At 59.1% G+C, this 14,951-nt stretch carries 15 protein-coding genes; 3 read left to right on the forward strand and 12 right to left on the reverse strand.

Annotated features, from left to right (window positions below; translation table 11 throughout):
• Position 1 precedes the first annotated feature (1 nt).
• The 5 genes from FPT12_RS03420 to FPT12_RS03440 all read right to left on the reverse strand — a co-directional run bounded on the left by FPT12_RS03420 (position 2) and on the right by FPT12_RS03440 (position 5,427).
• Complete coding sequence (locus tag FPT12_RS03420; protein WP_145014646.1) at positions 2–1,432, reverse strand: amino acid permease; 1,431 nt, start codon at positions 1,430–1,432, stop codon at positions 2–4.
• Positions 1,433–1,581: 149 nt separating this feature from the next.
• The gene (locus tag FPT12_RS03425) at positions 1,582–2,859 is read right to left on the reverse strand and encodes a cystathionine gamma-synthase family protein (protein ID WP_145014647.1); all 1,278 of its coding nucleotides are present in this window, start codon (positions 2,857–2,859) and stop codon (positions 1,582–1,584) included.
• Between the two features lie 388 nt (positions 2,860–3,247).
• Positions 3,248–3,676 carry a DoxX family protein gene (locus tag FPT12_RS03430; RefSeq protein WP_178098596.1) on the reverse strand — a complete coding sequence of 143 codons (429 nt, stop codon included), beginning with the start codon at positions 3,674–3,676 and terminating at the stop codon, positions 3,248–3,250.
• A gap of 68 nt (positions 3,677–3,744) precedes the next feature.
• Positions 3,745–4,398, reverse strand: a complete 654-nt coding sequence (locus tag FPT12_RS03435) for a hydrolase (RefSeq protein WP_145014648.1) — start codon at positions 4,396–4,398, stop codon at positions 3,745–3,747.
• 132 nt (positions 4,399–4,530) lie between these two features.
• The gene (locus FPT12_RS03440; RefSeq protein WP_145014649.1) at positions 4,531–5,427 is read right to left on the reverse strand and encodes a LysR family transcriptional regulator; all 897 of its coding nucleotides are present in this window, start codon (positions 5,425–5,427) and stop codon (positions 4,531–4,533) included.
• A 160-nt stretch (positions 5,428–5,587) separates the two neighbouring features.
• On the opposite strand from FPT12_RS03440, the gene FPT12_RS03445 reads away from it, so the two are divergent.
• Both FPT12_RS03445 and FPT12_RS03450 read left to right on the forward strand, forming a co-directional pair.
• Positions 5,588–6,604, forward strand: a complete 1,017-nt coding sequence (locus FPT12_RS03445) for an alpha/beta hydrolase (protein WP_145014650.1) — start codon at positions 5,588–5,590, stop codon at positions 6,602–6,604.
• 62 nt (positions 6,605–6,666) lie between these two features.
• A complete protein-coding gene (locus FPT12_RS03450) occupies positions 6,667–8,094 on the forward strand; it encodes a mechanosensitive ion channel family protein (protein WP_145014651.1) in 1,428 nt (475 codons plus the stop codon).
• Between the two features lie 43 nt (positions 8,095–8,137).
• On the opposite strand, the gene ycaC is transcribed toward FPT12_RS03450, so the two are convergent.
• From ycaC to FPT12_RS27875, 5 genes are all read right to left on the reverse strand, one after another.
• On the reverse strand, positions 8,138–8,764 hold the full coding sequence (gene ycaC, locus FPT12_RS03455; RefSeq protein WP_019690857.1) for an isochorismate family cysteine hydrolase YcaC: 627 nt from the start codon (positions 8,762–8,764) through the stop codon (positions 8,138–8,140).
• A gap of 68 nt (positions 8,765–8,832) precedes the next feature.
• Positions 8,833–10,671 carry an amidohydrolase gene (locus FPT12_RS03460; RefSeq protein ID WP_145014652.1) on the reverse strand — a complete coding sequence of 613 codons (1,839 nt, stop codon included), beginning with the start codon at positions 10,669–10,671 and terminating at the stop codon, positions 8,833–8,835.
• Positions 10,668–11,297 carry an antibiotic biosynthesis monooxygenase gene (locus tag FPT12_RS03465; RefSeq protein ID WP_145014653.1) on the reverse strand — a complete coding sequence of 210 codons (630 nt, stop codon included), beginning with the start codon at positions 11,295–11,297 and terminating at the stop codon, positions 10,668–10,670. Before FPT12_RS03465 ends, FPT12_RS03460 begins: the two co-directional genes overlap by 4 nt.
• 152 nt (positions 11,298–11,449) lie before the next feature.
• Positions 11,450–12,373 (reverse strand): LysR family transcriptional regulator, encoded by a 924-nt coding sequence (locus FPT12_RS03470; protein ID WP_145014654.1) that lies wholly within the window; start codon positions 12,371–12,373, stop codon positions 11,450–11,452.
• 36 nt (positions 12,374–12,409) lie between these two features.
• The gene (locus FPT12_RS27875; RefSeq protein ID WP_256676585.1) at positions 12,410–12,637 is read right to left on the reverse strand and encodes a hypothetical protein; all 228 of its coding nucleotides are present in this window, start codon (positions 12,635–12,637) and stop codon (positions 12,410–12,412) included.
• A gap of 210 nt (positions 12,638–12,847) precedes the next feature.
• On the opposite strand from FPT12_RS27875, the gene FPT12_RS03480 reads away from it, so the two are divergent.
• A complete protein-coding gene (locus FPT12_RS03480; RefSeq protein WP_145014655.1) occupies positions 12,848–13,309 on the forward strand; it encodes an AraC family transcriptional regulator in 462 nt (153 codons plus the stop codon).
• Between the two features lie 33 nt (positions 13,310–13,342).
• On the opposite strand, the gene FPT12_RS03485 is transcribed toward FPT12_RS03480, so the two are convergent.
• Both FPT12_RS03485 and FPT12_RS03490 read right to left on the reverse strand, forming a co-directional pair.
• Complete coding sequence (locus tag FPT12_RS03485) at positions 13,343–14,167, reverse strand: alpha/beta fold hydrolase (RefSeq protein WP_145014656.1); 825 nt, start codon at positions 14,165–14,167, stop codon at positions 13,343–13,345.
• A 43-nt stretch (positions 14,168–14,210) separates the two neighbouring features.
• Positions 14,211–14,786, reverse strand: a complete 576-nt coding sequence (locus FPT12_RS03490) for a flavodoxin family protein (protein ID WP_145014657.1) — start codon at positions 14,784–14,786, stop codon at positions 14,211–14,213.
• Positions 14,787–14,951 lie beyond the last annotated feature (165 nt).

Genomic DNA, 14,951 nt, shown 5'->3' on the forward strand with positions numbered 1-14,951 from the left:
TCTAGAACGCATCGGACGGTTGTGCCAAGGGAGCAAGCGACAAGCGGCGCTCGCGGCTTTTGCGGGTAATGTAATACACGAAGTAGCACCAGGCGATGAACGGCACACCGAAGTACAGGGCCACCCGCTGCTCAGGGTCGAAGGCGATCCCGACACAGGCCAGGCTGCAGCAGGCCAGCGCTCCCAGTGGCACCCACGGATAGCCCCGCACGCGGAACTTCAGGTCGTGGATATCACCGCCATTGGCCACATAGTGTCGGCGGAAGGCGATCTGGCTCGCAGCGATGCTCATCCATACCACCACCACTGCCAACCCGGAAATCGACACCAACGCCAGGTAGATGGTGTCGGCGGCAAACACACTACTGAGCAACGACGCCGCACCACCGACCATGCTCAACACGATGGCATTCAACGGCGTGCCCATGCGGGTCAGGACCGAGAACTGCTTGGGCAGGTGACCCTGGTCGCTCAAGGTCCAGAGCATCCGCGAGGCGGCGTAAAGTCCGGAGTTGGCGGCGGACAGCAAGGCGCTGATGATCACGAAGTTCATGATGTCGGCGGAGTACGGGATACCGATGTAGGTGAACACCGTGACGAACGGACTCTCCACCAGCCCGGCCTGTTCCCGGGGGAGCAAGGTCGCCAGGACGAAGATGGTACCGACAAAGAAGATCGCCAGGCGCAGCACCGTGGTGCGAATGGCTCGCGGCACGTTGCGTTGCGGGTCCTTGGTTTCGCCGGCAGCGATACCGATCAGCTCGGTGCCAGAGAAGGCAAATGACACAGCGAGCAAGGTCATGGCAATCGACATGAACCCAGTGGGAAACAAGCCCTCACGGGTGAAGTTGCCCAGGCCAATACTGTGAGCCTGATCGATATGCAACAGGCCGAGAATCGCCCCGCCGCCGATCAGCAGGAACACTACCACCGTCACCACCTTGACCAGAGACAACCAAAACTCAGTCTCGGCGAACAAGCGCACCGAAATCACATTGGTCAGAAACACCACTCCAGCGAACAGCGCACTCCAGATCCATACCGGAGTCTGTGGGAACCAGCGCGCCATAAGAATACCGGCGGCGGTGAATTCCGAGCCAATAGCCACGGTCCAGGTCAACCAGTAAAGCCAGGCCACCGTGTAGCCGGTCCCCGGGCCGAGAAAGCGTGTGGCGTAGGTGCTGAACGAGCCGGTTTCCGGCATCTGCACCGCCAGCTCGCCCAGGCACATCATGACCATGTAGACCATGAGCGCGCCGATGATATAAGCGATAACCGCCCCCAAGGGGCCGGCCTGGTTGACGGTGTATCCGGACGTGAGGAACAGCCCGGTACCAATGACACCGCCCAATGCCAACATGACAATATGGCGGGTCTGCATTTCCTGTTTAAAACCAGCACGCGCGTTGAGTTGTTGTTCTTTTATGGACATGATTGCTCTCATGAAAGTTATTAGGGCACACATTAACTTCTGCGATGTATTACGGGGCAGAAAAAACAGGTTGCCACTAAGTTTTATTATTATTCCTCTTCATGAAGTCCTCATAGACTGCCTTGTCGTGAGGCATTAGCTTTGAAACTTTAGTTTGGTACCTCAGTGCAAGATTCATTGGTTGAGGGTTGTGTTTTTACCTGTGCCTGTTCATGCCGTGAACGCCTGACATAGGCGAATGCCTGCTTCAGATCGTCAAGCAAATCGTCGGTGTCTTCGATGCCGACCGAGACCCGCACCAGCCCTTCGGAAATACCCAAGGCCAAACGCTCCTCCAGTGTGTTCTCCACATGACTGGTGGTCCTGGCCGGGCCGTAGATGGTTTCCACCGCGCCCAGATTCCCCGCGCAATGGGCAAAGCGCAGGCGTGGTAACAGTACTTTGACCGTGTCCATGCCACCGACCAGGACAAAACTGACGATGGCGCCGAAACCCCGCATTTGCGCGCACGCCACAGCGTGGTTCGGATGACCGGGCAAGCCGGGATAGTTCACCGATTCCACAAGGGGCTCGTTGCTCAGGAACTCTGCCAGGGCACGGGCACTGTGTTGTTGCTGGCGCATCCGCAGTGCCAGGGTTTTCATGCCCCGGATGATCAAATAGGCCGAGAAGGGATCAAGCGCCGCACCGTTGATTTCCCGATAATGACGAACCTTGGCCATCAAGGATTCAACGCCGCACACCAGACCGCCAAGCACATCGCCATGGCCGCTGAGGAACTTGGTCGCACTGTGGATGACTACATCTACGCCCAATGCCAGCGGATTCTGATTCAACGGAGTAGCGAAGGTATTGTCCGCCACCACCACGGCGCCGACGCGCTTGGCCGCACTCACCAGACGTTGGATATCGAGTATTTTCAGGGTCGGGTTGGTCGGGGTTTCCAGGTAAAGCACCTGGCAGCCTTTGGCGACTTCACGCTCGATCTCCTCGTGATCGAAGGTTTCGCACAAGGTCACGTCCACCCCCATGCGCGGCAGGAACTCTTCGAAAATCTTGTTGGTGCCGCCGTAGCTGTCCTTGGTGGAAATTACCCGATTGCCGTGGGCAAGGAAGGTATAAAGCACACTGCTGATGGCCGCCATGCCGCTGCTGAAGGCCACCGCGGACTCGGCCTTTTCCAACTCGCGAATTTTCGCTTCGAGGGTCTCGACCGTCGGGTTGCTCATGCGGCTGTAGATAAATCCCGGAGCCTTGCCCAAAGCCACGTCGTACCAGACGTCAATGTCGTCGTAACCGTAGGCGGCACTGACCACGATAGGTGTTTGCGTGGCGTTATAGGGGTGCCTGACTTGCTCCCCGCCCCAGACCGCTCGGGTTCCCGTTCCGGCGTTATCAAGCCCTGCGCTGTCAGGTTTATTGTTCATTGAGACTACTCGCACTGAAGGGTGGCGACTGTTGAGTCATTCGCCGGGTCTGGTCGCCAATATAGTCAAAAGGATTGCACCCGAGAAACGATGTAATCCGTGCCAAAGGGCCGCTTTTATTAATGGCTGTTGATGTGCGAGGAAATCGAAATAGCGAGCGTTTGTACCGTACGCCTCTCATTTCCCAGAGACTTATCCAAACTTCCAATTCATATACCAGTTGAAGGCTACGTCCTGACGTTCAGTCGAAAGGAAACTATATTTTCTGGTTCTTCACGGAATACCAGGAAACACAGAAACCAGAACGCCGATTTGATTGATGATGTTTGTGCGAGCAAACACATCTAACAAACCGGCGTTCTGATACCCAATATTAATACTTTCCTCCCTACAGTTTGCTCAGGAGTGGCCAGCGATGCGACAGACTCCTGCCCACTGCCAGTCTTCCAGGCCCGCCGACGAGAATCGTCGAGAAGATGATCAGCAGCAGCCAGGCGAACTGGCCCTCGGCCAGGCTCCACTCGGGATGAACCCGGGCAACCGATACAACCAGCAAAAAGAGAACAGGCAGTGTCGCAAGGCGCATCAGCAGTCCCACTGCGATGAATATCGGACAAAACACTTCCGCGAAAATTGCCAGCGACAAGGTCAACCGAGCCCCCATGCCAAACGGGTCTTCGATCAACGCCAGTTCGTGCTCAAAATTGAAAAGCTTAGGCAATCCGTGCACCAGCAACAGCATCAGTACACCGGTGATGCGTAGCCAACACAGCGCCACATCCGCTGCAGTCGTCGTATTCATATCAGATGCGGACATGTTCCATTGCCTCCCAACGCTCACCTGAGTGCGCCTCTTCCCCCATTAAGGAAGAGGCGCAATACAGATCAGTGACCTTCCGATGCGTTAAACATGGTTTTGGCATAAATCAAACCAAGACCATAAGCGCCGCCGTGAGCGATAGAGGTTTTCACCGTCTCGTTATAGGTGTCACCGCGAGCCCAGTCACGCTGCAGTTCCAGGAGATATTGAAGCGAGGTCATCGGACGCGCACCGGCTTGAATCATGCGTTCGATAGCGCGCTCATGAGCCTCGTCTGAAACGTCACCGCACGCATCGCAAATGATGTAGACCTCAAAGCCTTGTTCAAGCGCCGAGATCGCCGGGCCGACAATGCAGACCGAAGTCCAGAGACCGGCAAGAACAATTCGGTCGCGACCAATCTTGTTCACGGCGACGGCTATGCGCTCGTCTTCCCAGGTATTCATGCTGGTCCGGTCAATCAGTTCCTGACCGGCAAAAACCGAGGTGATTTCTTCAAACATCGGGCCCGAAAAGCTTTTTTCGGCGACGGTGGTAAGAATGGAAGGAACGCCAAACTCCTTCGCTGCCTTGGAGATCAGTGCGGCGTTATTACGAAGTGTGACAGCGTCGATGGATTTGGTCGCAAATGACATCTGCGACTGAAAGTCGATCAGGATCAAAGCGTGGTTGCCTGGATCAATCAGACCTTTACCTGGTACTGCTTTTGCGGTTGCCATAACACTTCTCCGGATACGTTTGAGAGGCGCCATTTTCGGCTTCGTCACAGCAGAGCGATTGTATGGATGTGCGAATCTGGAAAAGTCTGTGCTGAGAAAATTCTTTCGCCAAGCATCTGGAGGCTGCGGTATTTAAAGCCCGCCCTCGGTCCGATCCAGCCGTTCACGCAAGAATTCGATCAGTGCCTGCACCGGTCGCGAGCCCTGACGATGCTGCGGATACACCGCCGATAACGTCAACGGCTCGGGGCGGTAGTTGTCCAGCACCGGCACCAGCCGCCCGTCCTTCAAGGCCGAGCCGACAATGAAGGTCGGCAAATAAGTAATGCCCATGCCGGCGATGGCCGCGTCCTTGAGCAATTCACCGTTGTTGACCCGCATCCTTCCGGTGACGTTCACGGTCAGCGGCTTGCCCTGCCCTTCGAACCGCCATTGCACCTGACGACCGTGGCCGTAAGGCAGGCAGTCATGGCTGTGCAACTCTTCGGGGTGAACCGGCGTACCGCGCTCGGCCAGGTAAGCCGGGCTGGCGCAGTACACCCGCTGGATGGAGGCGAGGCGTCGGGCGATCAGCGTCGAGTCTTCCAGCACGCCGATACGCAATGCCAGGTCGTAGCCTTCACTGAGCAAATCCACCGGACGATCACTCAAGTCCACCTCCACCGTGACGTCGCGATAACGCTGCAAAAACACCGGCAGCAGGCAGCCCAAGTGCGCCACCGCGAACGACAGCGGTGCGCTCAAGCGAATGGTGCCGCGAGGCTCGCTGGTCTGGCCGGCGATGCCCTGCTCCACCTGTTCGACTTCGCTGAGCAGGCGCAAGGCCGACTCGTAATAACTCTGCCCCAGGGGCGTGACGTCCAGCCGCCGGGTCGAACGATTGAGCAGTCGCACACCAAGGCGCTCTTCCAGTTGCATCAAGCGTCGGCTGACGAATTGCTTGGACAGCCCCAACTGATCGGCCGCCGCCGTGAAGCTGCCGGAGTCCATGACCTGGCAAAAAATACGCATGTCTTCGAACGGATTCATTGTCACTCCCTGGTTGACAGTTAAACGCTTTATAGCCGCTTTTTCACTTTCAGGCACCTCATTAATCTGTGCTCACGGTGTTGCTGAGACCTGAACCCCAGCGTCACAGCAGCCCGATCCCAAGGCATAAAAACTCAAACGATTGAAAAAGGAATTGACCATGAACATCAAGCAAACCCTTACCGCTTCCCTCCTCGCCCTGTCCATCGGCAACGCTTTCGCCGCCGGCAGCCCCGGTGTCGAACACAACACCCAGGCCTTCCTCGAAGCCCTCGCCGCCGGCGGTGGCAAACCGCTGGAACAACTGAGCCCGAAAGACGCCCGCGCGGTGCTGACCGGTGCCCAGGCCTCGGTGAAGGTCGATCTGTCCGGTGTCGAAGTCAGCGACAAGGCGATCAAGGTCGACGGTCAGACGATCAACCTGAAAGTGGTGCGCCCAGCCGGGGCCAAGGGTGAATTGCCGGTGTTCATGTTCTTCCACGGGGGCGGCTGGGTGCTGGGCGACTTTCCCACCCACCAACGCTTGATTCGTGATCTGGTGGTGGGCTCCGGGGCAGTTGCCGTGTACGTCGATTACACCCCGTCGCCGGAAGCCCACTACCCGACCGCGATCAACCAGGCCTACGCTGCCACGAAATGGGTGGCCGAGCACGGCAAGGACATCGGTGTCGACGGCAAGCGTCTGGCGGTGGCCGGCAACAGTGTCGGCGGCAACATGGCGGCGGTGGTGGCGTTGAAGGCCAAGGAACAGAACACCCCGGCCCTGCGCTTCCAGTTGCTGATGTGGCCGGTGACCAACGCCGGGTTCGATAACGGCTCGTACCAGCAGTTTGCCGAAGGCCACTTCCTGACCAAAGGCATGATGCAGTGGTTCTGGGACAACTACACCACCAGCCCGGTCGAACGCGCGCAGATCCATGCCTCGCCACTGAATGCCAGCGCCGAACAGCTCAAGGGCCTGCCTGCTGCGCTGGTGCAGACCGCCGAATTCGACGTGCTGCGTGACGAAGGCGAAGGCTACGCCCGCCACCTCGACGCGGCCGGCGTGCCGGTGACCGCGGTGCGCTACAACGGGATGATTCATGACTTCGGCCTGCTCAATCCGCTGAGTCAGATACCTGAAGTGAAGGCAGCAGTGCGACAAGCCGCGGCCGAGCTCAAGACGCATCTGAACTGAGTCCAACCTCTCGCCACACCCCAGGGTGTGGCGAGTTTTTTGTGTCCGCCGGAGTGCAATCCATGAGCCTTTTCTCTACCCACCTGCTGTCCTGGAGCGCCCTGCTTCTGGTGCTCGACGCTCTGCTCTGGCACCTTGCCCCATTCAAGCACCGAGCCCCGCGGGTCGGTGTGCGTCTGGTGTTGTTTCTGGCGTTCAGTGCGCTGGTCATCAACGCCGGCGTCAGCCCGTTGCAGGCGCCGTTGTTCGCCGATGACCGTGTTGCGCAACTGGGCGCCACGGCACTGGGGATTCTCTGGTGGTTGTACGCCGCGCGGGGGCTGACCGAAGTGATCGGTCTGGCCCTGATGCGCCGCATCGGTCACAGCGGTCGGTTGTTGCAGGACGTGATCGGTGCGCTGGTGTTCCTGGCCGCCATTGTCGCTGCCGCCGGGTATGTGCTGGAGCTGCCGGTCAAAGGCCTGCTCGCGACCTCCGGGGTGGTCGCCATCGTGGTCGGTCTGGCGTTGCAGAGTACGTTGAGCGACGTGTTCTCCGGCATCGTACTCAACACCACCAAGCCCTATCAGGTGGACGATTTGGTGATGATCGATGGCGTCGAAGGCAAGGTGCTCGATATCGACTGGCGCGCCACCCATCTGCTGACCAGCGCTGGCACCCTGGCCGTGGTGCCGAACTCGGTGGCGGCCAAGGCCAAGATCGTCAACCTCAGCCGCCCGACCAACCTGCACGGCGTGTCGATCAGCATCAAGGTGCCGAACCATGTCCGTCCGCGCCGGGTGCTCGATGCCCTCGAGCGGACTCTGCAAGGCAGCAGCAGTCTGTTGCTCGATCCGGCGCCGAAAGCGCTGCTCAAAGAGGCCGGTGAAGAAATGTCCGAATACGTGGCCAGCGGTTTCATCGCCGAACTGGGCAAGAAAGGCGACGTGCGCAATCAACTGTTCGACCTCGCTCATCGACACCTTGAAGCGGCGGGCATTTCACGGCATCCGGACGGTGTGATCGAACCCTCGACCCGCGCCCGCGCGCTGCTCGATGAAGTGAAGATTTTCCGCTCGCTTAGCCATGAAGAACGCGACCGCCTCGCCGAATCGATGGTGCCGCAGCAGTACACGGCCGGCCAGGTGGTGCTGGATCTGGACGAAGTGCCGGACAGCCTGTTTGTGATTGCCACCGGAGTCGTCAGCGCCAGCGTGTCCGACGGCAATGGCCTGGCCGAGGCAGGTCGCATGGGGCCGAACGAAGTCATGGGTGAACAGAGCATCCTTGCCGATACGCCGTCCCAGGCGACGTTCACCGCGTTGACATCCTCCATCATCTACCGTCTCGACAAGAGCCTGACCCGCCAATGCATGGAGCAGCGCAGCGAAGTGGGCCAGGCGTTGAACAAGCTGCAAGCGGTACGGCAACAGAACAGTCGGCTGGCATTGATGGCCAAGCCTGTGCCGGTCAGGAAAGGTGGATTTCTGGGGTGGTTGCAAAAACGTTGAGCAGAAAAATGCCCGCACATCGGCGGGCATTTTTTTCAGCGAATTACTTGGCCGTGAACTTGGTATAGCTATTAATCAAATTGCGATAGTTCGGCAGACGCTGCGACAGCAGATTCGCCAGACCTTCCATGTCATTGCGCCAGTCGACTTGCAGCTCGCAGGCCACCGCGAACCAGTTCATCAGATGCGCACCGGCGGCCGACATTCGCGCCCACGCCGCTTGTTGCACAGTGGTGTTGAAGGTGCCGGAAGCATCGGTGACCACGAACACTTCAAAACCTTCAGCAAGCGCCGACAGGGTCGGGAACGCCACGCACACGTCAGTCACTACACCGGCGATGATCAGTTGCTTGCGACCGGTGGCCTTGATGGCTTTGACGAAGTCTGCGTTGTCCCAGGCGTTGATCTGGCCAGGGCGGGCAATGAACGGCGCGTCCGGGAATTGCTCTTTGAGTTCCGGCACGATCGGGCCGTTCGGGCCGCTGTCGAAACTGGTAGTGAGGATGGTCGGCAGGTTGAAGAACTTGGCGATGTCGCCCAGCGCCAGGACGTTGTTCTTGAACTCGTTCGGGCTGAAATCCTGCACCAGCGAGATCAGGCCGGTCTGGTGGTCGACCAACAGCACAACGGCATCATCTTTGTTCAGACGCGAGTAAGGAACGTTGCTCATGTGAAACTCCTCGGTGGATGGTTGTTGCGCGGAGCACCGGTCACGAAGGCCGGCGCTTTGTATCGGAATCAGAAGGCGAAGCAGGAACAGCCGAACGCGCCCCAGAAACCGGCGAAATCGCTGACCGGCGCATTCGACAGGCGCGCTCGTTCATGGCTGTGGGAATGCACGCGGCACGGCCCGCTGCAATGGTGGACCTGAGCCTGCATCGGCGAAGTTGGACGCCAATGACCGGGCACCTTGACCACCGGTGACCAATCCGGCAGCACCGGCACGCTGGCCGGCCCGAGTTTTTCGAAATCGCCGGCGGCGTACACCACCTTGCCGCCGACCACGGTCAGCACCGACTCGATCCACTTGATGGCTTCTTCTTCGACACTGAAAAAGTCTGCGGTCAGGGCCACCACGTCAGCCAATTGTCCGACCTTGATCTGGCCTTTCTTGCCCTGTTCGGACGAGAACCATGCACTGCCGTGGGTGAACAGTTCCAGCGCGGTCTGCCGCGACAGCCCGTCGCTGTGCAGTTCCATGCCGCCAACGGTACGACCACTGACCATCCAGTACAGCGAGGTCCAAGGGTTGTAACTGGAAACCCGCGTGGCATCGGTGCCCGCGCCGACAGGGACGCCCTCGGCCAACATGCGCTTGATCGGTGGCGTGGCTTCGGCAGCCTTGGCGCCATAACGCTCGACGAAGTATTCACCCTGGAACGCCATACGGTCCTGAATCGCAATACCGCCGCCCAGCGCTCTCACCCGCTCGATATTCTGCGGGGTAATGGTTTCAGCGTGATCGAAGAACCATGGCAAGCCATTGAACGGAATGTCACGATTGACCTTCTCGAACACATCGAGCATACGGCTGATGGATTCGTTGTAGGTGGCGTGCAGACGGAACGGCCAGCGTTGCTCGACCAAATGGCGAACCACCGGTTCCAGTTCCTGTTCCATGGTCTGCGGCAGGTCCGGGCGCGGCTCGAGGAAGTCTTCGAAGTCGGCGGCCGAGAACACCAGCATTTCCCCCGCGCCGTTGTGCCGCAGGTAATCGTCGCCCTGGTGCAAGGTGACGCTGCTGGTCCAGTTCTTGAAGTCGGTCAGCTCTTCCTTGGGCTTCTGGGTGAACAGGTTATAAGCAATGCGAATCGTCAGTTGCTGGTCCTTGGCCAACTGCTCGATGACTTGGTAATCGTCCGGGTAATTCTGGAAACCGCCGCCGGCATCGATAACGCTGGTCAACCCGAGACGGTTGAGTTCACGCATGAACTGGCGGGTCGAGTTGACCTGATATTCCAGCGGCAACTTCGGCCCTTTGGCCAAGGTCGAGTAAAGAATCATCGCGTTGGGACGTGCCACCAGCATGCCGGTCGGATCGCCATTGGCGTCGCGCACAATCTCGCCACCCGGTGGGTTCGGCGTGTTGCGGGTGTAACCGGCGACCCGCAATGCGGCACGGTTGAGCAAGGCGCGGTCGTACAAGTGCAAAACGAACACCGGTGTATCCGGCGCAGCCTGGTTGAGTTCTTCCAGGGTCGGCATGCGCTTTTCGGCGAACTGGAATTCGTTCCAGCCACCGACCACTCGCACCCATTGCGGCGTCGGTGTGCGGTCGGCCTGGTCCTTGAGCATGCGCAAGGCATCGGCCAGGGATGGCACACCTTCCCAGCGCAGTTCGAGGTTGTAGTTCAAGCCACCACGAATCAGGTGCAAGTGCGAGTCGTTAAGTCCGGGGATGACGCAACGGCCCTTGAGGTCAATGACCTGGGTGCCCGAACCACGCAGGGCCATGGCCTCGGCATCGGTACCCACCGTGACGAAGCGGCCGTTGGTGATGGCCACCGCACTGGCGAGGGGGTTTTCACGGTCAACGGTATGAAATTGGCCATTGAACAGAATCAGATCGGCGTTCATCGCGTTTCCTCAGGCAGAATGGAATGGGACTGGTCGGCTGTCAGCCAGGGGGCGAACAGTCGGGTCGCCATGGGCATGAACAGGTACACCACCGAGAGCACGATAGTCAGGGTGATCAGGAAGGTGGCGATCACGTAATTGGAGAGCAAAGCGTTGAGTCGCAGCACTGGCCCCCAGATCAGCGGCACCAGCAGGGTGTGCGGAAAAATCACCATCAATGTCAGCACCGCCTGCTTCCAGCGCGGTGGTGGTGATGCGGCATTAGCCAGCGGTGAAAACCAGAATTCATTGATCGGGTGGACCTCGGTCTGGTCGCCGTCCGCCAGCATCGGTGCGGCTTCATTGACCAACTCCAGCCGTTGCGGCGAATCAAGCCAGCGCTGCATCGCCTCGGTGGAGCAGAAGCGCAGCACGCAGGTGAACATGTCGAGGCCGGCATGCTTGCCGCGAATCACGTCCACGCCCAAATGTCCCTCGCGCTGCCCGGCGATACCGACAATGCGCCGCAACCAGGCTTCATAGGGTGCTTCAAAACCGGCCTTGATCCGGTGTTTGACGATCAAGGTCACTATCTCATCGAAACCCGGCCGTGCGGTTGCAGTGTCGAGGCGATTGGAATCAGACATAACCGAAAGCTCCGGTGAAACGATCATTGAGCATCAGCCCAGTTGAAAAAACACCGACGTTGATGCGCCGATAACTGATTCGATAGTGCCAATGCCAGGGCACGAAAAATTGAATGCACGTGCTCTCTTTGCGACCCGGCCTTCAGCAGAGCCTAGGGGGTTGTGATGTTCAAGGGCTCAGACATGTACTGAGTGATCCGCGAACGTAACCAGCGCTCTGCCGGATCGTTGTCGTGAACGCCACTCCAGGCCATCGACAGTTGCGCCGCATCGATGGGAAACGGCGGGTCTTCGGCTCTCAAGGCGCACCCTTCAACCAACGCACACGCCGCGTAGTCGGGCACGGTGGCGATCATTTCCGTACCGGCGAGCATCGCCCGCAAACCACTGAATTGCGGAACCCCCAGCACCACTCGCCGGGTACGACCGACCTTGGCCAGATCGAGGTCGATGTTGCCGCTCAGGTCGCCAGAGAACGACACCATCGCGTGGGGTCGCTGGCAGTATTCATCGAGCGTCAGCTCACCGGGCCGGTTGTCACCGCGTAACACTTTGCAGGCAATATCACGCAGCCTCTTGCGCTTGGCGTTGGCCGGCAATTCGGTGGTGTAACTGACCCCCACGGAAATCTCCCCCGACGCCAGCAACGCCGGCATCAACAGATAATTGGCCCGACGCACTACCACTACAATTCCCGGCGCCTCCTGCTGCAGCTGACGCAACAACGGTGGGAACAAACCAAATTCGGCATCGTCCGAAAGGCCTATGCGAAACACCTCGCAGCTCGTTGCCGGATCAAACTCCTTGGCCCGGCTGACGGCACCCGAGATGGTGTCCATTGCCGGTTGCAGCTCTTTAAGAATCGCCAAGGCTCGCGCCGTTGGCTCCATCCCGCGACCGTTGCGCAACAGCAGCGGATCGTCGAACAAATCCCGTAAGCGGCCCAGCGCAGCGCTGACGGCTGGTTGTCCCACGAACAGTTTTTCAGCCACACGGGTCAGGTTCTTTTCGAACATCAACGCCTCGAAAATCACCAACAGATTCATGTCTACGCGGCGCAGATCGTTACGGTTCACAGGCACAGTCCCATTGTGTTTTCAGCCAGGCGCGAGTCAGTCGGACTTCACTCGATCATCGGCACTTTGGCCGCAGGCTTCTAAGGCCCGTACCTGAGTGGCCATCTGGGTCGGCGCCTGAGCCAGGACGCCAACCGACGTCAGCGCCAATGCCAGACCGAATCCGCTCAGCGTGCACTTCAGAGAATGCTTCATGCCTTCACCTTTGATCGAGTCAGAGAAAGCGGCCATCCACACGTCCGCCAGATGAGTTCGATCATGCACTCGTCCCACACCTGGAAAATTGCAGCCATGTGCTGAGTCAGTGCCGTTGTTCGCTGCCGCACGCGCACGGAATTAACAACGTTTAACTCGCAAGCCAGCGCCCCGCGACCAAGAATGAAACCCTCTGTGCAGACCTGTTTTCTATTAGCGGGAAGCGGCTGACCTACCGCGCAGTGCGCCAGCGCATCCCCACCGACACGGAATTTTGTCATGGCCCACATTGAGCGCAACGCCGTCAGGGCGTCGGTCACGCAAACGCGAAAAAACACTACCGGAGGCCTCTCTCCCTGGCGAGAAAGCCTGGTCAAAAAACTGATCCTCGACGGTCTGAGTGAAACACTGGAAGTCACCGAACTCGCTCGGGCCTGCGCCCTGTCCCGCAGTCATTTCTCCCGGGCCTTCAAATGCAGCACCGGCCTGTCGCCTCAGGACTGGATTCGTTGCCAGCGCATCGCCCGGGCCAAGCAACTGATCCAGAACACCGACCTGACCCTGACACAAATCAGTCTGGAGTGCGGGTTCTGCGATCAGGCGCACTTCTGCCACATGTTCACCCGCAGCGAAGGCATCAATCCGTTTGCCTGGCGTTGTCAGGCGGTGCGTGCCCTGCCCTCTCTCAACAGCAAAAGATCGCAGCCTGCGGCAGCTCCGGGTGTACACATATCCGTGTAGGAGCTGGTGCAGCCTGCGATCTTTTGATTTTGATCAGGCCTTGAGGAACGCCAGCAAGTCGGCGTTGAGTTGATCCTTGTGAGTGTCGGTCAGACCATGAGGCGCGCCTGGATAGACCAGCAGTTTCGAGCCCTTGACCAGTTTGGCCGAAGCGATGCCGGCGGCCTCGATCGGTACGATCTGGTCAGCGTCGCCATGCACCACCAGAGTCGGCACGTCGAACTTTTTCAGGTCTTCGGTGAAGTCGGTTTCGGAGAATGCCTTGATGCAGTCATAGGCATTCTTGTGGCCAGCCGTCATGCCCTGCATCCAGAACCAGTCAATCATCCCCTGAGAAGGCTTGGCACCTGGCTTGTTGAAGCCAAAGAACGGCCCGCTGGCGACGTCTTTGTACAACTGTGAACGGTCCGCCAGGGACGCCTGGCGCAAACCGTCGAACACTTCCATCGGCAGGCCGCCTGGATTGGCTTCGGTCTTGAGCATCTGTGGCGGCACCGCGGAAATCAGCCCGGCCTTGGCGACTCGCCCAGTGCCATGACGACCAATGTAACGCGCCACTTCGCCACCGCCGGTGGAGAAACCGAACAGCACCGCGTTTTGCAGATCCAACAGCTCGATCAACTGCGCGAGGTCGTCGGCATAGGTGTCCATCTCATTGCCGAACCAGGGCTGGCTGGAGCGGCCGTGACCACGGCGATCATGGGCGATGACCCGGTAGCCCTTGGACGCCAGGTAGATCATCTGCGATTCCCAACTGTCGGCATTCAACGGCCAGCCGTGGCTGAAGACGATGGGCTGACCGGTGCCCCAGTCCTTGTAGTAAATCTCGGTACCGTCGCGGGTGGTAAATGTACTCATGGCGATTGCTCCTAAATTACGGCGTCGGGTGTGTTGGTGTGAATCAATTCGATGGATGGCCCATTCGTTCGGCCAGACGCGCTACCCGCTCGCCCAGGTGCGCGGCGGTGCAGCGATCTTCGGGAGGTGGCGCATGGTCCGGGGACTGTTCGACATTCGACTGGGCCATGGCCCCCAGTGAACTGCCCAGGCGATTCAATTGCCCATCGAACTTGCCAGCGCTGGAGCGCGCCGGCAGCAGGTCGAGGCCGACCCAGATCATCGAGTGCTGGGCCGCGAACACGGCCATCTGCAGCAAGGTGTTGAGCTTGTCGCCGCACAGACAGCCGGAGTTGGTGAACCCGGCAGCCAATTTGTCGCGCCAGGGCTGCGCCAGGTAGAACGACGCGCTGGCCTCCATGAAGCCCTTGAAGGACGCCGATGCGCTGCCCATGTAAGTCGGGGCACCGAAGATGATCGCGTCGGCGCGGTGCAAGCAGTCCCACTGCCCGTCCACTTCCTCAACCGGAATCAGCTGGCAAGTACTGCCCAGGTGCCGCTCCACCCCCTGAGCCACAGCTTCGGCGATGACCCGCGTATGACCATAACCGCTGTGATAGACCACTACCACGTCGCTCATTCTGGCGTTCTCCTGAAATGTTCATCCCTTTTGCTGCACGAAGCACGAAGACCGGTGCCTTCGGTTGATGGACTGGAAGTAGTGTATTTTTGGGGGTAAACCGGGTGCAGGACGAGTTAAACGTTGTTAATTTTCAACGGTGCACCAAAAGCCCCGACTCAACCT

Origin of the sequence: Pseudomonas sp. H3(2019) (assembly GCF_007713465.1) — a bacterium.
In the GTDB taxonomy this organism is placed as follows: Bacteria; Pseudomonadota; Gammaproteobacteria; order Pseudomonadales; family Pseudomonadaceae; genus Aquipseudomonas.